Raw genomic sequence first — 19,814 nt, forward strand, 5'->3', positions numbered from 1 at the left:
AACTAGAATTGATTGTGTAAGTGTTCGGGGTTGAGTTCTATTTTAACGCATGATGACACGGGAGGGAAGTCCGATGGTACAACAAGATCGATTAGTACAGCAATTTATTAGCTTGGTTCAAGTTGATAGCGAGACGAAATACGAGCAGGAAATCTCCAAAGTGTTAAAACAAAAATTTACGGATCTCGGATTATCGTGGACGGAAGATGATGCAGCTGAGAAAACTGGTCATGGCGCAGGCAATTTGTTCGTGATGCTTCCGGCTACGGCAGGGCAAGAACATCTCCCAACGATTTTCTTCACATCGCACATGGATACCGTAACACCCGGCAAAGGGATTAAGCCAAGCATCGGAGAAGACGGCTACATACGCAGTGATGGTACAACCATTCTTGGGGCAGATGACAAAGCAGGTCTTGCTGCGATGTTCGAAGCGATTCATGTGATGCAGGAGAACAACATTCCTCATGGACCAATCCAATTCGTGATTACAGTCGGTGAGGAGTCCGGTTTATTCGGGGCTCGTTCGATGGATGCGAAGCATATGGTAGCGCAATACGGCTATGCACTTGATTCGAACGGTGAAATCGGCGGCATAGCAGTTGCTGCACCGACGCAAGCAAAGATTTTTATGAAAATCTACGGCAAGTCCGCACATGCGGGTGTGAACCCAGAGGATGGCGTAAGTGCGATCCAAGTGGCAAGCAAGGCAATTTCACGTATGAAATTAGGCCGAATTGATCATGAGACGACAGCGAATATCGGAAAGTTCGAAGGCGGCGGTGCAACGAATGTCGTGTGTGACTTCGTGCAGATTGACGCAGAAGCGCGCAGTATTGTCCAAGACAAAGTGGAGGCTCAAGTCGCTTCGATGAAAGAGGCTCTGGAATCGGCTGCGGCAGATATGGGAGCACGCGCGGAATTTGAGCATGTCATTCTATACCCGGCGTACAAATACACGGAGCAAGATGAGGTTGTACAGCTTGCGATGAAGGCGATTCGGAATATTGGCAAGACGCCTCGAACATTCCATACTGGCGGTGGGAGCGATGCGAATATCTTTAATGGCTTCGGCATTCCGACCGTGAACTTGTCCGTTGGTTATGAAGATATTCATACAACCAAGGAACGGATCAAGGTGGAAGATATGGTGGGCTTGACTAAGCTCGTCATCGAAATCGTCAAACTCGTTGATTAAATTTGTAAACTCCTTAGCGATGATGCTCATCGTTAAGGAGTTTTTGGATTTTTAGGCGATGAGGTACGGGATTGAAGAACGGCATGTAACGATGGCTGACCGGATTGCCCCTTTCCCAGCTGGCGTAGATGATGACGAATTTCCCATGCTTTACCAACCATTTGCAATTGTTCTTGAGCGATATAAATTTTCATCCGATCGTCCTCCTAAGGTTTAGGTCTTGGGCTTACAATTTGATATAATTCAGTCATATGAACACATGGGACAAGTTATGCAGCCCAATCCAAAAATCAATGAAAAAATAAGGAGAGTTGAATGGCCATGACCGATCAGAAGGAGAAGTTCGAAGAGATTACACTTAGCACGGAGCCTATTTTTCAAGGGAGAGTCATTTCATTACAAGTGGATACCGTTCGACTACCCGATGGGAACACGGCTAAGAGAGAAATCGTAAAGCATCCTGGCGCTGTCGGCGTACTTGCATTGCTTCCGGAAGGGATGCTGGTCGTCGAGCAATACCGTAAGCCTCTAGGCCGCTCACTGGTTGAGATTCCTGCTGGGAAGCTGGATGCCGGCGAAGATCCGATGGATGCGGCTCGAAGAGAGTTAGAAGAGGAGACGGGGTATCGCTGCGGTCAAATTCGGCATCATAGCTCGTTCTATACTTCACCAGGGTTTGCTGATGAGATGATCCATCTCTATATTGCTGAGGAACTAGGGCAAGGTGAACGTAACCTCGACGAAGATGAATTCGTGGACGCGAAGGTGATCACATTGGCTCAAGCTGAGCAATATATCGTTGATGGACGTATTCAGGATGCGAAGACCATGATGGCAGTATACGCGTGGAAGCTCTACACATTAACAGGGCAAATCGGATGATGCAGCACAGTAAGGATCCAACGGCACTTCGACATTACTTTGCTGACCTGCACATTCATATTGGCCGAACCGAGCAGGGGAATGCGGTGAAGATTAGTGGGAGTCGGGATTTGACGTTTGCCAATATTGCACATGAAGCGGCCAATCGGAAAGGCATTGAATTGATTGGTATTATAGACAGCCATGCGCCTTCCGTTCAGACGGATATTATGCGTTGTCTGGATCGAGGAGAGATGGAAGAAATAGATGGCGGAGGGATTCGCTATAAGGATACGACGATCTTGCTTGGCAGTGAGATTGAGGTTCGTGATCCTGGCATGGGTGCAGCGCATTTACTTATTTACTTGCCCACATTGACCCACATGCAGGAGTTCACCTCCTGGATGTCACGTCATATGAAGAATGTAGAGCTCAGTTCGCAGCGTATTTATGTGACAGCACGAGAACTGCAATCTGAGGTCGTAAGTCGGGGTGGATTGTTTGTACCTGCTCATATTTTTACGCCGCATAAGAGTGTCTACGGTAGCTGTTCTGCGCGGATGGCGGACTTGCTGGATCTGGATCAGATTCATGGGGTTGAATTGGGGTTAAGCGCGGATTCGGAGATGGCTGGACTCATCTCTGAACTAGACCGATATTCTTTCTTGACGAATTCCGATGCGCATTCCCTGGCGAAGATCGGAAGAGAATACAATGTGCTGCAGATGGCAGCGCCGAACTTTGAGGAGTTTGCTCGGGTATTGAACCGAGATGCGGATCGGCATGTGGCGGCGAATTACGGGCTGAACCCGCGGCTTGGCAAATATCATCGGACTTACTGTAAAAAATGCGAATCCATTATTGATGAAGGCACGTCGACAGCGGCTAGATGTCCTTATTGCGGTGCAGCGAAGTTCGTACGTGGCGTAATGGATCGCATTTGCGATATTGCAGATCGTGAGGAGCCTATCCTTCCTGCTTACCGCCCTCCGTATCACTATCAGGTACCGCTCGAATTTTTACCTGGATTTGGTCCGAAGAAACGGGAGGCACTTCTTGCTCGCTTCGGTACGGAGATGCATATTCTGCATCGAGCAACTGCACAGGAGTTGGCTGAGGTTGTGGGAGAAGTGCTCGCGGATGATATTATTCAAGCAAGAACAGGAAAACTAGGCATTGTAGCAGGCGGTGGGGGAACCTACGGCAAAATTACGAAAATATGAAAAGGTTCAGACAACTTTAATCATACTCTATCGTTCCCTCTCATAATCTAGTAATAGATGTACAAGGGAGGGAACAACGATGGTGCAGTTAATTCGCCAGACATTTCGCGATCAGATGAGTTTATATGTTTTTGTGGCCGTTTTATTTATTGTAGGGGTCGTATTCGGGGCGCTGATGGTCAATGCGCTCTCGCTTGAGCAGCAGCAGGAACTTAGCGGATATGTCGGTAATTTCATTCATACAATGGATGGGAAGAATACGCAGTATGCCTCGCAGACGTTCTGGACGAGCGCATTTGATAATATGAAATGGGTACTGCTGATCTGGGTTCTAGGGTTGTCTGTGGTCGGTTTGCCTTTTATTCTTGTACTGGACTTCGTGAAAGGGGTCTTAATCGGATTTTCGGTAGGGCTGCTCGCAGGGCAATTTGCTTGGAAAGGGGTCCTATTCGCACTCGTCTCCATTGCACCGCAGAATATGATTGCGATTCCCGTGCTCTTCATCGTCAGTGTAGCCGCGATTTCTTTCTCCCTGTATATGATCCGGAGTCGTGTGATGATGCGTCGGAATTTCATGATTAAACAACCATTTCTTACGTACGTGACCTTAACAGCGACAATGGCTGTCACATTGCTCGGTATTTCGGCATTCGAGACTTGGGTCTCTCCGACCTTGATGCAGTGGGTTGCTCCAATGTTATTAGAGGCCGCCTAAGGGGTCGAATCTAGTAAATGAATTGACTTTATTCGCCCTAACACCCTATAATGAAAACAATGAAAAGGCATGCGGAAAGGTGTAAAGGGGGGTCATGATGGAAGAGCGGATCGATAAAATTAAACAGCAGCTTCAATCGCAAGGTTATAAGCTAACCCCGCAACGTGAAGCAACAGTCCGGGTATTGCTCGAAAATGAAGACGATCACCTCAGTGCGGAAGATGTCTTTATGCTCGTCAAAGACAAAGCGCCTGAAATCGGATTGGCTACTGTATACCGAACCCTTGAGCTGCTCAGTGAACTGCATGTTGTTGAGAAATTAAATTTCGGCGATGGAGTTGCCCGTTACGACCTTCGTACGGATAGTAACAAACACCACCATCATCATTTAATTTGCGTACAATGTGGAGCTATGGATGAGATTCGTGAAGACTGGCTTGGACCGCTTGAAGAACGTCTCGAGGCCGAGTTCAACTTTACAGTGCTTGACCATCGGCTTGACTTTCAAGGCATATGCAGCAGATGCAAGGAAAAGGAAAAGAATAAAGGGATGGATTCCTAACACGAAAGCTCTTCAGTCTCGTCATGAGACCCGAAGAGCTTTTTTTGTTACCACATAGGAAAATTTAACACTATTAAACCGATAAAGCGTGTTAAAAAAAATTTCTATTGGTGATAAAAACTACCTTTAAACGCGGTCGCTCATCTTTGAATGGAACTCGATAGAGTATTTCTCATCCCTTTGGCAATAGAGAATATGCTAACTAACGCTTGCGCTTCTTGCTGGCGCTAATGAGATTCAGTGCTGAGCGATTCACTTGTAGCTGGCCGGCGCCTTGAGCAAGTCTGGAATAGCCTTTCAACTTAACGGCAGTCGATGTCATCAATTTGTTGATTTGATTCGGGGATAATCGTCGATTAAGACGCAGGAGAAGGGCTGAGCTGCCCGTGACATGCGGAGCAGAGAATGAAGTGCCTGAGCCAGTGGTCGTTCCCTTGCCGATCCGCAGTGATACGATATCTGCGCCTGGTGCGGTTAGGTCGATCCCTTTGCCTCGGCTGCTGAAATCTGCAATTTGATTGCGTTTATTGGACGCAGCGACGGCGATGACCTCGGGATATTTCGCTGGCTCATCGATTCCTCCTGAATTTTTACCGCTGTTCCCTGCGGAAGCGACGATAACAATTCCCTTTCGATGGGCTTTGCGAACAACGCGACGAAGGGACGCGCTATGTTGGTTGAGTCCGAGACTCATATTAATGATTTGGATACGATGCTGGATGCACCACTCGATCCCTTCAATAATATCGGAGACGAACCCATTGCCAGAAGCATCCAGCGCCTTCACCGAATATAATTTAGCAAAAGGTGCAGCGCCTGTAATCATATTGCGATTCCCTCGGGCAGCTGTGACCCCAGCGACGAAAGTTCCATGGCCGTTATTGTCACGAAAGGATTGTTTCGGATTGATCGTGTTAATGCCGCCGAAGACGAACAGATCTGTACTCGGTCCGATTCCTGTATCGATGATGCCGATCCGGATGCCTTGACCTCGTGAAATGGGCCATATTTGTGGTGCCTTTATACGCTGTATTCCCCAAGGAATTTTGAAGGAACGAGCTAATAACCGTTTTCCAGCTTTGACGCTGCCGTGTGCTTTGACGGGAATATCGGTCTCGATACTGTGAATTTTGGGATGCTTAGAAAGGTCATGCAATTGTTTCGGATTTCGAACATGACAGCAGACCATACGTGCTGTCTTTACTTGTTTGAGCGGAATGATGTTATTGTTTTTCAAAAAACGCACACACTGATGATAGCTTTTGTTGTCTTTAAAAATAATGATTTTCCGCTGACTGTGCTTTGTAGCCTTTGATTCAATCGCAGCAGCAAGCATTGAGTGCAGTTTCCCCATGAGGCTTAAATCCCACCTTTTCAACGAATGAATTACCACTAGCGTATGTGGACGAAAGCCATGGGGTGCTACAAGGATAGAGTCTGATTATTATGATAACAGTGGAGGCGTTCAAATGATTATTGGCGTACCGAAGGAAATCAAAAACAATGAATACCGTGTAGCGCTTATTCCGGGCGGTGCAGTGCAATTGATCAGCAGCGGTCATCAGGTGCTCGTAGAGCAAGGCTGCGGCATTGGGAGCGGCTTCACGGATGCTGAATATGAAGCGGCGGGGGCCGTTGTATGTTCTGTCGAACAAGTATGGCAGCAAGCAGAGATGATCATGAAGGTGAAGGAACCATTGCCAGAGGAGTATGATCGATTTCAAGAAAATCAGATTCTGTTCACCTATTTGCATCTCGCGGCGGCAGGCGGGTTAACCGATGCACTGCTCGCGAAGAACGTTGCAGGTATTGCTTACGAGACCATCCAGCTGCCTAATGGCAGCTTGCCGCTTCTAACACCGATGAGTGAAGTCGCAGGCCGAATGTCCGTACAAGTTGGCGCCCACTTCTTAGAGGCATATTTTGGCGGACGTGGTGTTCTCCTTGGTGGTGTTCCAGGGGTACCTGTGGGTGAGGTCGTTATTCTAGGTGGAGGGATCGTCGGAACGAATGCGGCGAAGATGGCGATTGGGCTTGGGGCGAGTGTAACAATCATTGAGCGAAACGCCGATCGAATGCGTTATTTGGATGATTTGTTTGGTGGTCGATTACGAACGTTAATGTCGAATCAGCATAATATTAGCGAAGCCGTGAAGACAGCCGACTTATTAATTGGATCGGTCCTGATTCCAGGTGCACGTGCCCCTCGGCTTGTGACGGATGCGATGGTTCGTACGATGAAGAAAGGCGCTGTTATTGTGGATGTAGCTGTGGATCAAGGCGGTTCAATTGAGACGATTGATCGCGTTACAACCCATGATAATCCTGTATATGAGAAGCACGGCATTATTCACTACGCTGTTGCGAACATGCCTGGCGCTGTGCCTCGTACATCAACTTTTGCACTTACGAATGTGACGTTTCCCTATGCCCTAGAAATCGCGAACAAAGGGATTGTAGCTGCCTTGCAAGGGAATCCTGCATTATCTCTTGGCGTGAACACATATAAGGGTCAAGTGACGTACCGTGCCGTTGCCGAGGCGGTTGGCAAACCATATGCACCGCTGAATATTTAAGATGTGGGAGCTGCTTCATCTTCGTCTAAGCGTCTGAGTAAAATCATAAATCCGTAGGACTTGTCATACGATGTGGTAAATAACTCTGTCGTAAAGCAGGTGGATTGAAATGATCTTCTCCGTACGCAAATGGTTGGAGCGGCTCCGGTTTTTAATTCTATTCCTCGCGTTCACTTATTTCATGGTCCAAGTTCTGAGTATTGTGTCCGCATGGATTACGCCAGTCGATCGTTATCGTGAGCCGCAAGGCAAAGCGATGAAGGTATTTCATCAGGATATGTCTGAAGCCCCACATGAATCGATGAAGGAAAGATTGAAACTTTTTTATTGGTATGGCGAGTGAATCCCCTTCCGGTGCAGGAGATTAAAGGCTCGATGTTGAAATGAATTAGAGATGATAATGATAAGGGAGCTTGATTGAATGGACAAACATCTGCGAGCCTTTATACATTTTCTCTCGGAGGAGAAAAGATTATCTCGGAATACGCTTGAATCTTATGAACGCGACCTCACACAGTTTATTTCCTATATGAATCAGAAGCCGCATATTGACGATATTGGGGCGATTAAGAAGACGGATGTTGCACAGTACATCATGCACCTTAAGCATCTGGGACGCGCACCGTCGACTTTGTCGCGCAGTATTGTATCGATACGGTCTTTTTTTCATTACTTGTTAAGTAATCAGCGAATTGTGATAGATCCTTCGATTGAGATGGAAGCGCCCCGACTGGAGAAGAAGGCGCCTAACGTATTAACAGTTGAGGAAATTGAGAGACTGTTAAATGCGCCTCCAAGCGGGACACTGCAAGGCATCCGAGACAAGGCGATGCTAGAAGTTCTCTATGCGACGGGAATCCGGGTCTCTGAGCTGATCTCGCTGGATTTAGATCATGTACATTTGGATCTCGGCTTTATTCGGTGTACCGCAGGAAATGGCCGAGAACGGATTATTCCACTCGGGCGAATTGCAGCAGTGCAATTAGCAGAGTATATTCATGAAGCGCGTGAGAAGTTGTTGAAGGGAAATGGGGAGGAGCAAGCATTGTTCGTCAATCAGCTCTCGACAAGGCTCACACGGCAAGGGTTCTGGAAAATTATTAAGAAGTATGCGAAGGAAGCGGAGATTGAACATGAAATAACGCCGCATACACTGAGGCATTCTTTTGCTGCACATTTGATTGAGAATGGTGCAGATTTGCGTTCGGTGCAGGAGATGCTCGGGCACGCAGATATTTCCACAACCCAAATGTATATGCTGCCGTCCAAGCGAAGCATGAAGGATGTATACGAACATGCGCATCCAAGAGCGCGATTGACTTGATGACAAGACTGAAAGGAAGTTGGACAGCGATGAGTCAGAAGAAATCATTCAAGCGAATATGTGTCATTGTGCTCGATAGTGTCGGGATTGGAGAACTGCCTGATGCCGATAAATTCGGGGATCGAGGTTCCCATACCTTAGGGCATATTATTGAGCGGATGCCGAATATTAAGCTGCCGCACATGGCTGCATTAGGATTAGGGAACATTGCTCCGCTGGGATCAGTCAAGCCTGCAGCCAGCCCTACAGGATATTACGGGAAAATGGCTGAGGTCTCTGTCGGCAAAGATACGATGACTGGACACTGGGAGCTCATGGGGCTGAAGATCAATAAACCATTCAATACATATCCGAATGGGTTCCCCCCCGAGTTGATCGCGAAATTTGAGGAAGAGACAGGGCGCAAAGTACTCGCAAATAAGCCGGCTTCAGGTACAGAGATTCTGGATGAATTTGGTGAGGAGCAGATGCGAACAGGCGCATGGATTGTCTACACCTCAGCTGATAGTGTATTCCAATTGGCTGCTCATGAAGATGTTATTCCACTCGATGAATTGTATCGTGCCTGTGAAATTGCCCGCCGCCTGACGATGGCGCCTGAATTCTCTGTAGGTCGCGTCATCGCACGTCCTTATGTAGGGCAGCCTGGATCCTTCAAGCGGACGCCGAACCGTCATGATTATGCCGTGAAGCCGCCGGAGCCGACAGTCATGAATGCGGTTCAAGCATCCGGCCGAGATGTTATTGCGGTTGGCAAGATCAATGATATTTTTACGGGAGAAGGGGTTACCGCAACGCATCCAACGAAGAGCAATGATGACGGTATTCAGAAGACGATTGATGCGCTGGATCAACCTTTTCAAGGGCTGCTGTTCACCAATTTAGTGGACTTTGATTCGTTATACGGCCATCGTAGGGATCCTGAGGGTTATGGACACGCATTGGAGGCCTTCGATCTGCGGCTGCCTGAAATCATGCAGCGGATTGGTGAGGAGGATATGCTCGTCCTCACAGCCGACCATGGAAATGATCCGATTCATGCGGGAACAGATCATACGCGCGAATATGTACCGGTTCTGGTCTATAGTCCAGCGCTTAAGCATCCAGAATCACTTGGTGTAAGATCGACCTACGCTGATCTGGCCGCGACGATCGCTGAGAACTTCGACGTGAACCCGCCATACCATGGCACGAGCTTCCTGCAACAGCTGAAGTGATCGTCGCTCGTCGCGTGAAAGATAACTTTCTGCGGCTCGTCGTTGCCCTCATTCCACGCATTTAGTACGAGAACTGTCACAACAAAGAACCGACAGGTTCCGCTTGAAGCAGGACCTGCCGGTTCTTTCAACTTCCTATGTGAAGCGTCTGGGCTGGGTTAGATAGCTGTCGGAATTTACTGAATGCCTGTTTTCTGTAAGGCATGATCCCAACTGGGATAGTAGTAGAGTGCATTTTGCATCAGCTCGGGATGAGACTTTTTGATACTTTTCTTATTCAAAGATTCTCCATTTTGGTGTAATCTTCGAATCTGGTCAATGACATCATCAGCGTTCATATGAGCTTCGATCGGTATCACTCCTAGATATTTGATATTTATCATTTTATCCAGATTCTAGCAGCTATAATCCTTTATTTAATCGTTCACAATTTTGTCACATTATAACATTTCAGGAGGCTGAAACAATGCGAGCAGTAGACATCATTCAGAAGAAAAGAGACGGCGAAGAATTAACACGGGAAGAAATTTCATTTCTGATCCAAGGATATAGCGATGGGAGCGTCCCGGATTATCAGATGTCTGCGTGGGCCATGGCTGTTTTTTATAAAGGCATGACGGCTCGTGAGACAGCAGATTTGACACTAGAAATGGCTCATTCAGGAGATGTGATTGACTTAAGCCCAGTGCACGGGGTGAAAGTAGACAAGCACTCCACAGGCGGTGTTGGAGATAAGACGACCATCGCACTCGCACCGCTCGTTGCGGCTGCAGGCGTTCCCGTTGCGAAAATGTCAGGTCGTGGCCTAGGGCATACGGGTGGCACGATTGACAAGCTCGAATCCATCTCGGGATTCTCCGTTGAATTAACACGTGAACAGTTCTTTGCCCAAGTGAACCGAATTGGTGCAGCCGTGATCAGTCAGAGCGGCAATATTACGCCAGCGGATAAGAAGCTCTACGGTCTGCGAGACGTGACAGCGACAGTAGAAAGTATTCCTCTCATTGCAAGCTCCGTCATGAGCAAGAAGATCGCTGCAGGCGCGGATGCGATTGTCCTCGATGTGAAGACAGGGAGCGGGGCATTCATGAAGTCTCTGGATGATTCGATTGCGCTTGCGCAGGCGATGGTTGATATCGGTACGGAAGTTGGACGGAACACGATTGCACTGATTAGTGATATGGACCAACCGTTAGGCTTCGGTATCGGGAATGCGCTTGAAGTGAAGGAAGCGGTGGAGACGCTGCGTGGCGAAGGACCAAAAGATCTAGAGGAGCTGACGCTGATCTTAGGAGCGTATATGGTGATGCTCGGCGGACAAGCTGCAACGGTTGAGGAAGCAAGAGCGAAGCTCGAAGGGCTGATTCAAGACGGTACAGCATTGTCGAAATTGAAAGAAATGGTCGAAGCGCAGCAAGGTGACAGTTCGCAAATTGAAGATACATCGAAACTTCCTACGGCTGCAGAACTTATCGATGTCACGGCTACAGCTGATGGGTATGTAACGGCCATTCAGGCAGAGGAAATTGGTCTTGCGGCGATGACGTTAGGTGCGGGGCGTGAGACGAAGGATTCTCAGATTGACCTCGCTGTAGGTATCGTACTTCGCAAGAAGATTGGGGATGCCGTGAAGGTCGGTGAGACGCTTGCAACGCTGCATGTGAATGGTAAAAATGCAGCACAGCGCGAGACGGCCATCGCACGTGTGCGTGAAGCTTATCAGATCGCGGAGCAGCGCGGAGAAATGAAGCCGCTAGTATACGCTATAGTCACGAAAGATGGCGTTCAGCGCTTCTAATCACATGAGAAAACGCTTGTATGTTACTCAAATTTGAGTATACTAATAAAGTGGTTGATTTTGTGAGAAGAAGTGAGGAATGAAGGATGTCTACAGAAGTTAAAAAGGGGAATCAGACGCTGATCGTAACTGGCTTGCTGCTGGCACTGCTTCTTGCAGCGCTGGACCAGACGATTGTATCCACTGCGATGCCGACGATCGTGAAAGAACTCGGCGGTTTGGATAAATTCGTATGGGTGTTCTCAGCCTATATGATCGCGAGTGTGGCAGGGATGCCGATTTTTGGTAAGCTGTCTGATATGTTCGGTCGAAAGCGGTTTTTCATGTTCGGGTTGATTGTCTTCATGGCAGGTTCCGCATTATGTGGTATGGCACAGGACATGAACCAGCTTATCATTTACCGCGCGATTCAGGGGATCGGCGGCGGTGCATTGATGCCGGTTATTTTTACGATTATATTTGATATTTTTCCACCGGAGAAACGTGGGAAGATGCAAGGGTTATTTGGTGCCGTATTTGGTATTTCCGGGGTAATGGGTCCTCTCGCGGGTTCATTCTTCACGGATTATGTAAATTGGACGTGGATCTTCTACATCAACTTACCGCTCGGTGTCATTTCATTCTTTATTATCCTGTCTGCGTATCATGAATCGAAGGATAATAAGAAACAGCAGATCAATTGGATCGGAACGATTCTCATGATTGCGACGATTCTCTGCTTAATGTTCGCGCTTGAACTTGGCGGTAAGGATGGTTATGGTTGGGATTCATGGCCGATCATCGGTATGTTTGCTGGATTTGTCGTGTTATTAGCACTCTTCCTCTGGCAGCAGACGATTGCGAAGGAACCAATTATTCCACTGGGGCTATTCAAGAACAAATTGTTCAGATCTTGTATGGCAGTCGGTTTCTTCTACGGCGCATTGATGATAGCGGGTGCAACGTATATTCCGTTGTTCATTCAAGGGGTATTCGAAGGCTCGGCGACGAGTGCGGGGTTGGTACTCATGCCGCTGATGTTCTCCAATGTCATCAGTAGTATTGTAGGCGGCCGATTGATTAACAAGTTTTCGTATCGTGCCATCTTGAGTGTATCCGTTGCACTCGTACTTCTATCCGTGATTTTGCTGAGTACGATTACGATTGACACAAGCAAATCAATGATTACGATGTATATGGTCATTATGGGTCTTGGTATCGGGGCGTCGTTCTCGACCATTCCGATTGCAGCCTTAACGAATATTCCGTTCCATCAACGCGGTACGGTGAATTCCTTGAATACGTTCTTCCGGACGATTGGTTCAGCGATTGGCGTTACGATTTACGGAACGCTCCAATCCCGTCATCTGCAAGATGCGATTCAATCCAAAATTGATCCCGCTTTTGCTGCGAAATTGGGTGATGGTCGCGGGCTATTGCAACCGGAAGTTAGAGAGATGATTCCAGCGAATGCATTGCATCAGCTGTTGTCTGGACTTGCCGATTCGATCGCTTATGTATTCCAATGGTCTATTGTTATTGCAGCACTCGCGGCGATATTCATTTTCTTGATGGGGAATGCAAGGCTCGAAGTACCAGGCAAGACCAAGGACGGCAAAGAAGGTGACAATCATGTCGATCAAGCTGGCCATCCTCGGACTGCTGATGGAGTCAGATAGCCACCCCTATGAGCTCAAGCAACGCATGAAAGAGCGTTCCATGGCGTATTATATGAAGATCCAAGAAGGTTCTCTATACTATGCTATTGATCAATTGCGTAAGGATGGGCATATCGAGGTGTGTGAGGTTCAGAAGGGATGTAACCGACCAGACAAGACAATCTATCGGATTACTGCCTCTGGGATCGAATTGCTGAAGCGATCCATTCATAAAGAAATGGAGATGCCGATATCCATTTCGAAGCCGATCTGCGGCGTATTGACCTTCTCGGAATATGCCGATTCGGATAAGTTTCAAGAGAAGCTTAAGACGCACTTGATCCAGACGGAGCAGCGGATGAAGGAGATGAAGCAGTTGTATAACGATGCGTTATCCACCGCTCCATTGTCGCAGCTTTATGTCTATCGAAGTTCCTACGAGCATTGCTTGGTCGAGTTGAATTGGATTCGAGAGGTGTATGAAGAAGCTGTGAGAGGTCATCTCGGCGTCAAGGGGAACCCGTATCAATGGGAGCCTATTCCATAAAAGAGCTGCATATAATAGACAAGATCCGAAGCGTTGCAAGTGTCCCTTGCGCGTATCGGATCTTTTTTTTGTTCGAAGATACGCTTAACGTCCAATTGGAGGACAACGAAGTCGTTTCTTCTTATTTGCGTATGTTGTTGTTCCTTTGTTTGAAATACATGCCTAACTAAAACAATGAAAGCCCTACCTCTCTTCCATCCTTGCGGCTCCGAAGACCGCGCCAGTGAGAATTAGTACGAATACAACCATGAAATTCATTTTGAGAAAAGATGATACGAAAATCTGAAGTGGGTTTGTGTTACATCGTGATCTAACTTTCCAGAGGAACTTCTAGAGGAAATAAATATTTTATTGCGGTGAATCTATATAGAATAACAGAAAAATTGAACATTTGCAATGGAATATTTTCCAATCAAATAGCCAACACTGAGGAGAAGCAGCAAAATGGCCATACAAGTCTGTCTAAGACTGCACTTATATTTTTTGTGGCCATATTATTTTAGGAGGGGAATTCTTGTGAGAAAAAGGTTAATGATATGGAGCTGTATCCTTATGATCAGTTCGATTGCGGTACCTTGGTCTGTCTATGCAGAACCTGCGAAGAAACCTGCAGCAGAGCCTTCCGCTGCTTCTTCAGAGCTAGCAGCCAACGCAAAATCTGCCGTGCTCATGGATTCGGATACGGGTACAGTCATCTTCGAGAAGAACAGTCACGATCGCTTGCCACCAGCAAGTATAACAAAGATTATGACCATGGTATTGGTGATGGAAGCCATCGATCAAGGGAAGCTGAAGCTGACAGATCGCGTACAGACTAGTGAATATGCGGCTTCTATGGGAGGATCACAGATTTTCCTCGAACAAGGTGAAGAAATGACAGTGGATGAGATGCTCAAAGGGATTGCCATGGCATCCGGTAATGATGCATCGGTGGCCGTGGCAGAGAAAATAGCCGGAACAGAAGAAGCCTTCGTTCAAATGATGAATGCAAAAGCGAAAGAACTCGGCATGAAGGATACGCAGTTTAAGAATTGCAACGGATTGCCTGTAGCGGATCATTATACATCAGCTCATGATATCGCTCTAATGTCACAGGCGCTCTTGAAATATAACGGGATTACGAAGTATACCGGCGTATACCAGGATTATCTTCGCAAAGATTCAGCCAAGCCGTTCTGGCTGGTGAACACGAACAAGCTCGTTCGTTTCTACTCAGGGGCTGACGGCTTGAAGACAGGCTTCACATCGGAAGCGAAATACTGCTTGTCGGGCACAGCGAAGCGTGATTCACTGCGAATAATCGCAGTCGTGATGGGTGAACCGAACACGAAGACTCGGAATCAAGAAGTGACGCAAATGTTCGATTACGCGTTCTCGCAATATACGAATCATCCGATTTTTAAAGTCGGTGATACCATTGGTTCTGTGAAAATTGAGAAGGGCAGCGTAGAGTCCCTTTCGATCGTTGCAAAGCAGCAATATAGTATTCTACTTCGCAAAGGAAAACAGTCTTCCGATAATATTCGGCATGAACTGGTCGTTCCGAACGAGCTCAAAGCACCGATAGCAGCGGGAGATCCGATCGGAAAGCTCGTCGTCTATCAAGGGGATGAGGTCGTGAAGGAATTCTCTCTTGAAGCACCTGCAGTAGTAAGTAAAGCCAGCTACTGGACACTGTTCAAGCGGACCTGTGAGAAGTTGTTTTTTGTAGATTAATAGCGCGTTTCTTCTAGTTTTGTCGGGAGGCAGGAATTGGTTTTTCCGTTGTAGAAATGTAAGCGGAGTAACCAACCATGCAATCGGAGAGGAGAATGAGCTACATGAATCTACAATTGGAGCTTGAGCAGCGCCGCCAAGTGCTCATCGTGCGACTTCGCGGGGAATTGGATCATCATACCGCAGAGACGGTTCGTACACGTATGGATGAGGCGATACAGAGGGGTAGAGTGGAGCATTTAGTATTAAGCTTGGAAGACTTGACCTTTATGGATAGCTCCGGTCTTGGTGTCATTCTTGGACGATATAAAGTAATTAAGAATTTAGGCGGTAAAATGGTGGTCTGTCATGTGAACCCTTCGGTTCACCGTCTATTCGAACTATCTGGGCTTTTCAAAATATTGGCCATCTACGAAAACGAGCGTTCGGCGCTCACAGAATTGGAGGTCGTATCATGAGCGAAAAGCTAGAGGATGTAACACAAAACGGCGGAAACTTCATGACACTGCAATTTGCCAGCCGTTCGGAGAACGAAGCATTTGCGAGGGTGGCTGTAGCAGCCTTTGTTACGCAGCTTGATCCAACCATGGACGAGCTGACGGATTTGAAGACGGTCGTCTCAGAAGCCGTAACCAACTGTATCATTCATGGTTATGACAATGATCCGAACGGGATCGTGAAGATCTCCGCGCAAATCATAGAGGAGACGATTTCGATTACGATTGAAGATAACGGCCATGGCATTGAGGATTTAGAGCTTGCGAAGCAGCCGCTCTATACCTCGAAGCCTGAGCTTGAACGGTCAGGGATGGGGTTCACCATAATGGAGAATTTCATGGATGAATTCGAAGTGATTAGTGAGCTCGGCTCAGGCACACGGATCCGCATGAAGAAACGGATTGAATCTAAGAAAGCTCTATACAATTAGGGGTTGGACGAATGGATGTCGATTTGAAGAAAACTTCGCAAAGTTATCTCGACGATACGGAAGTCAAACGTCTGATCGCGCTGAGCCAAAGCGGTGATTCGATCGCACGAGATACACTTGTTAATTGCAATATCCGGCTCGTCTGGTCAGTTGTACAGCGATTTATGAACCGGGGCTATGAGACGGATGATTTGTTTCAAATCGGTTGTATTGGACTACTGAAATCAGTCGACAAGTTCGATCTGTCGTATGATGTGAAGTTCTCCACTTACGCAGTGCCGATGATTATCGGCGAAATTCAGCGGTTCCTGCGTGATGATGGTACCCTCAAGGTGAGCCGATCACTCAAGGAGCTCGCGAATAAAGTCCGTAAGATGAAGGATGAGCTGTCGAAGACGCTGAATCGACTGCCGACGGTCAAGGAAGTTGCTGAAGCGCTTGGCATTGAACCGGAGGATGTGGTCTTCGCACAAGAGGCGAACAAACCTCCGACGTCGATTCATGAGACCGTATTCGAGAATGACGGTGACCCAATCACCCTCATGGATCAGATTGCGGATGAATCGCAAGAGAAGTGGTTCGATAAGCTTGCGCTGAGTGATGCGATTGAAGGATTGTCCGAACGCGAGAGGCTTATTGTCTACCTTCGATATTATCGAGATCAGACACAGTCTGAGGTGGCAGGACGCCTCGGCATTTCTCAGGTACAGGTCTCAAGGCTAGAGAAGAAAATATTGCAGCTCATCAAAGAGCAGATCGCCCAATAATAGGGAAAGAGAAGTCATGGCTGGAATCCAGTCATGGCTTTTTATCATTTAAATTTTCAGGAAATCGCAATATTCAAATGATGTACTTTCATGTAATATATAGGAATCTGACTGTCATTATTTACTATTCGCAGCAGGACATTGGATTTGGAGGTATAGAGAGATGAGAACACCCATATTCCGTTACAAGGGGCTAACGATTCGCAGCAAGCTATTAACCGTCGGGTTATGCCTGCTTATTCTTCCGATTATTACCTTAGGGATCGTAAGCTATCAGTCATCGAAGCAAGAGAGTAATGCATTGATTGAGCGGGACATTAAGAATAATGTGCATTTTGCCATGGAGCTGATGGGTTCCCTCCAGGATGGGGTAGAGCGCGGTGATATGACCGAGCTGGAGGCACAGGAGAAATTCAAGAAGATTATTCTAGGGAAGAAGGATCGTGAGGGACATCGTCCCATTAACAAAGAAATTGATCTTGGAGAGAACGGCTATTTCTATGTATTAGACGCCAAAGGTAGCCTTCTCGCGCATCCGCTGTTAGAAGGTCAGAATATATGGGACAAGCAGACATCGGATGGTCAATTCTATATTCAGGAATTAATTGCGAAGGCACAGGACGGAGGTGGGTCCGTATTCTATAACTGGCCTTTGCCGAAGACAGACGATAAGGGGAATGCGCAGAAGGAAGCGTTAAAGATCGTCTATGCAGATCAAGACCCCAAGTGGGGGTGGGTCATCGCTGCCGGCTCCTACATGCAGGATTTCAATCAAGGCCAAATCCATATCCTGAAGATGATTATGATTACACTGGTGATCTGCCTCCTCGTGGGTACAGGGATTCTAACGATTTTCGCAAGACATGTATCTAGACCGATTCGTAGTGTAACGCTTGCAGCGGAACGGATTGCGCGGGGAGATCTTACCGGAGAGTCCCTGTATTGCGAGAATCGGGATGAGAGTGGGCGGCTTGTGCAGTCATTTAACCAATTGCAGACGAGCCTGCATGAGTTGATCACGAGCATATCTGTGAATGCGGATACATTATCTCATGAGTCCGATCGCCAAGCTCAAGTGTTGAAGGAGTCCATTCAAGGCGCAGGACATACCGCAGATTCGATCATTGAAATTGCGTCAATGAACGAAAATCAAGCGCGGAATTTGCACGGTGCGACGCGAGCAATCGGACAAGCTTCAGAGGGCATCGTACAGCTCGCCGCAACATCAACACAATCCTACGACGCATCGGAAGAATCCATGAAGGAAGCGGAACAAGGGAATGAGCATCTGCATCAGTCCCTTACGCAAATGAATCAAATTGCTAGCACGGTGGAGGGTCTAAGTACAACGATTTCTGCGCTGCACGGACAATCTTCGGAGATTGATGAGATTGTACAAATGATTCGTGAAATTGCTGATCAGACCCATTTGCTCGCGCTGAATGCGTCCATTGAAGCGGCGCGTGCTGGCGATTACGGACAAGGATTTGCAGTTGTTGCGGCAGAAATTCGCAAGCTCGCAGAACGTTCCAATCAATCTGCAGCACAGATTAGCGAAGTCATTATTCAAGTTCAGCAAGAGGTTGAGCTGGCGAAGTCATCCATGGATCAAGGCAAGCGAGAATTCGGAGTAGCCGTCAGTGCCATTCAAGAGACAAGTCATGTCTTCGTTCGTATTCTGGAAGCGGGTCAACGTGTCGTGGAACAATGTCAAGAAGCAGCGACGGTGTCGGAACAGATCTCAGGCAGCAGTAGAGAGGTTGCCATATCGATGCAGGAGATGGAGAGAATGTCTCAGCAGACGGCGAAGGCTTCCCAGACCGTCTCGGCAACAACGGAGGAACAGCTCGCATCCATGGAGGAAATATCGCAATCTTCCGAGCGCCTGCACCAGATGGCAGAAGAGCTTCGAGAGATGGCCGGGCAATTTAAGATCTAGTCGAGGTCTGATACAATAGAAGGATCGAAGAAAAGAGTAAAGCAGGTGTCGTATGCAGTTGAATGAATGGAAGAAGCTCGTCAGCGAGAGTCGGAACATCGTGTTTTTCGGCGGCGCGGGGACCTCGACGGAAAGCGGAATTCCTGATTTCCGATCGGCGAGTGGTCTATATAACACAGGGACGAATGAGAAATATGCACCGGAAGACATATTAAGCCGGGACTTCTTCTGGGAACGGCGAGAGGATTTCTATACGTTCTATAAGTCCAAAATGGTCTATACCGATGCGATGCCGAACCAAGCGCATGAAGCGTTGGTCAGGCTCGAGCAGAGAGGCCAGCTCAAGTCGATTATAACCCAAAATATTGACGGTCTTCATCAAAAAGCGGATAGCCAAAACGTGCTTGAATTGCATGGCTCGATCCACAGGAACCGGTGCACGGATTGCGGATCGCGTTATGGACTGGATGCGGTGATGGCATCGGAAGGAATCGTGCCTTATTGTAAGAATTGCGGAGGGCTGATCAAACCAGAAGTCGTATTATATCAAGAAAGTCTTGATATGGAGCTGCTTGGTCGCGCGGCCCATGATATTCAGCAAGCCGATATGCTGATCGTTGCCGGCACTTCGCTGACCGTTCAACCCGCAGCCGGTCTAGTCCGGTTGTATCGGGGCAACAAGTTCATCCTCATTAATAAAAGTTCAACCCCGATGGATCGTATGGCGGACCTCGTCATTTCGGATAGCATTGGTAGCGTCTTAAGTGAACTCGTTGAATAATGATCAGGCGAAAGAGGCTGTTCCT

At 47.6% G+C, this 19,814-nt stretch carries 20 protein-coding genes and 1 pseudogene; 18 read left to right on the plus strand and 3 right to left on the minus strand.

Going from position 1 to position 19,814, the window contains the following annotated elements; all coding sequences use genetic code 11:
- Positions 1-73 precede the first annotated feature (73 nt).
- A complete protein-coding gene (locus C558_RS0105455) occupies positions 74-1,198 on the plus strand; it encodes a M20/M25/M40 family metallo-hydrolase (protein ID WP_018755232.1) in 1,125 nt (374 codons plus the stop codon).
- 110 nt (positions 1,199-1,308) lie between these two features.
- Here C558_RS0105455 and mciZ read toward each other — a convergent pair.
- Positions 1,309-1,392, minus strand: a pseudogene (gene mciZ / locus C558_RS34605) (Z-ring formation inhibitor MciZ); the annotation flags it as partial.
- A 121-nt stretch (positions 1,393-1,513) separates the two neighbouring features.
- Between mciZ and C558_RS0105465 the strand changes: the two are divergent.
- The 4 genes from C558_RS0105465 to fur all read left to right on the plus strand — a co-directional run bounded on the left by C558_RS0105465 (position 1,514) and on the right by fur (position 4,559).
- Positions 1,514-2,080 carry an NUDIX domain-containing protein gene (locus C558_RS0105465; protein WP_018755234.1) on the plus strand — a complete coding sequence of 189 codons (567 nt, stop codon included), beginning with the start codon at positions 1,514-1,516 and terminating at the stop codon, positions 2,078-2,080.
- Positions 2,077-3,282 carry an endonuclease Q family protein gene (locus tag C558_RS0105470; RefSeq protein WP_018755235.1) on the plus strand — a complete coding sequence of 402 codons (1,206 nt, stop codon included), beginning with the start codon at positions 2,077-2,079 and terminating at the stop codon, positions 3,280-3,282. Before C558_RS0105465 ends, C558_RS0105470 begins: the two co-directional genes overlap by 4 nt.
- Positions 3,283-3,361: 79 nt before the next feature.
- Positions 3,362-3,997 carry a stage II sporulation protein M gene (spoIIM, locus tag C558_RS0105475; protein WP_018755236.1) on the plus strand — a complete coding sequence of 212 codons (636 nt, stop codon included), beginning with the start codon at positions 3,362-3,364 and terminating at the stop codon, positions 3,995-3,997.
- 97 nt (positions 3,998-4,094) lie between these two features.
- The gene (gene fur, locus C558_RS0105480) at positions 4,095-4,559 is read left to right on the plus strand and encodes a ferric iron uptake transcriptional regulator (protein ID WP_018755237.1); all 465 of its coding nucleotides are present in this window, start codon (positions 4,095-4,097) and stop codon (positions 4,557-4,559) included.
- A 202-nt stretch (positions 4,560-4,761) separates the two neighbouring features.
- Here the strand turns inward: fur and C558_RS0105485 are convergent, their stop codons facing one another.
- Positions 4,762-5,913: a S8 family peptidase gene (locus tag C558_RS0105485; RefSeq protein WP_018755238.1), complete on the minus strand. Its 1,152-nt coding sequence runs from the start codon at positions 5,911-5,913 to the stop codon at positions 4,762-4,764.
- 115 nt (positions 5,914-6,028) lie between these two features.
- Between C558_RS0105485 and ald the strand changes: the two genes are divergently transcribed.
- The 4 genes from ald to deoB all read left to right on the plus strand — a co-directional run bounded on the left by ald (position 6,029) and on the right by deoB (position 9,676).
- Positions 6,029-7,135: an alanine dehydrogenase gene (gene ald / locus C558_RS0105490; RefSeq protein ID WP_018755239.1), complete on the plus strand. Its 1,107-nt coding sequence runs from the start codon at positions 6,029-6,031 to the stop codon at positions 7,133-7,135.
- Positions 7,136-7,244: 109 nt separating this feature from the next.
- A complete protein-coding gene (locus C558_RS0105495; RefSeq protein ID WP_018755240.1) occupies positions 7,245-7,478 on the plus strand; it encodes a DUF4227 family protein in 234 nt (77 codons plus the stop codon).
- A 78-nt stretch (positions 7,479-7,556) separates the two neighbouring features.
- Positions 7,557-8,459, plus strand: a complete 903-nt coding sequence (xerD, locus tag C558_RS0105500; protein ID WP_018755241.1) for a site-specific tyrosine recombinase XerD — start codon at positions 7,557-7,559, stop codon at positions 8,457-8,459.
- Positions 8,459-9,676 (plus strand): phosphopentomutase, encoded by a 1,218-nt coding sequence (deoB, locus tag C558_RS0105505; RefSeq protein ID WP_018755242.1) that lies wholly within the window; start codon positions 8,459-8,461, stop codon positions 9,674-9,676. The genes xerD and deoB overlap by 1 nt, the downstream gene beginning before the upstream one ends.
- Positions 9,677-9,852: 176 nt before the next feature.
- Here the strand turns inward: deoB and C558_RS33620 are convergent, their stop codons facing one another.
- The gene (locus C558_RS33620) at positions 9,853-10,014 is read right to left on the minus strand and encodes a hypothetical protein (RefSeq protein ID WP_018755243.1); all 162 of its coding nucleotides are present in this window, start codon (positions 10,012-10,014) and stop codon (positions 9,853-9,855) included.
- Positions 10,015-10,142: 128 nt separating this feature from the next.
- Here C558_RS33620 and C558_RS0105515 point away from each other — a divergent pair, with 128 nt between their 5' ends.
- The 9 genes from C558_RS0105515 (at position 10,143) to C558_RS0105560 (ending at position 19,789) form a co-directional block, all read left to right on the plus strand.
- On the plus strand, positions 10,143-11,474 hold the full coding sequence (locus C558_RS0105515; RefSeq protein ID WP_018755244.1) for a pyrimidine-nucleoside phosphorylase: 1,332 nt from the start codon (positions 10,143-10,145) through the stop codon (positions 11,472-11,474).
- 86 nt (positions 11,475-11,560) lie between these two features.
- The gene (locus C558_RS0105520) at positions 11,561-13,132 is read left to right on the plus strand and encodes an MDR family MFS transporter (RefSeq protein ID WP_018755245.1); all 1,572 of its coding nucleotides are present in this window, start codon (positions 11,561-11,563) and stop codon (positions 13,130-13,132) included.
- On the plus strand, positions 13,086-13,658 hold the full coding sequence (locus C558_RS0105525; protein ID WP_018755246.1) for a PadR family transcriptional regulator: 573 nt from the start codon (positions 13,086-13,088) through the stop codon (positions 13,656-13,658). The genes C558_RS0105520 and C558_RS0105525 overlap by 47 nt, the downstream gene beginning before the upstream one ends.
- Positions 13,659-14,174: 516 nt before the next feature.
- Entirely contained in the window at positions 14,175-15,374 is a 1,200-nt protein-coding gene (locus C558_RS0105535) for a D-alanyl-D-alanine carboxypeptidase family protein (protein ID WP_026263740.1), read from the plus strand.
- A gap of 104 nt (positions 15,375-15,478) precedes the next feature.
- The gene (spoIIAA, locus tag C558_RS0105540; RefSeq protein ID WP_018755249.1) at positions 15,479-15,832 is read left to right on the plus strand and encodes an anti-sigma F factor antagonist; all 354 of its coding nucleotides are present in this window, start codon (positions 15,479-15,481) and stop codon (positions 15,830-15,832) included.
- The gene (spoIIAB, locus tag C558_RS0105545) at positions 15,829-16,302 is read left to right on the plus strand and encodes an anti-sigma F factor (RefSeq protein WP_018755250.1); all 474 of its coding nucleotides are present in this window, start codon (positions 15,829-15,831) and stop codon (positions 16,300-16,302) included. The genes spoIIAA and spoIIAB overlap by 4 nt, the downstream gene beginning before the upstream one ends.
- A gap of 11 nt (positions 16,303-16,313) precedes the next feature.
- Positions 16,314-17,069: an RNA polymerase sporulation sigma factor SigF gene (gene sigF, locus C558_RS0105550; RefSeq protein WP_018755251.1), complete on the plus strand. Its 756-nt coding sequence runs from the start codon at positions 16,314-16,316 to the stop codon at positions 17,067-17,069.
- Positions 17,070-17,232: 163 nt separating this feature from the next.
- Positions 17,233-19,008, plus strand: coding sequence for a methyl-accepting chemotaxis protein (locus tag C558_RS0105555; protein WP_018755252.1), 1,776 nt, complete (start codon positions 17,233-17,235; stop codon positions 19,006-19,008).
- A 52-nt stretch (positions 19,009-19,060) separates the two neighbouring features.
- Entirely contained in the window at positions 19,061-19,789 is a 729-nt protein-coding gene (locus C558_RS0105560) for an NAD-dependent protein deacylase (RefSeq protein WP_018755253.1), read from the plus strand.
- The last annotated feature ends 25 nt before the right edge of the window (positions 19,790-19,814 follow it).

Origin of the sequence: Paenibacillus terrigena DSM 21567, from assembly GCF_000374845.1 — a bacterium.
GTDB lineage: Bacteria > Bacillota > Bacilli > Paenibacillales > Paenibacillaceae > Paenibacillus_K > Paenibacillus_K terrigena.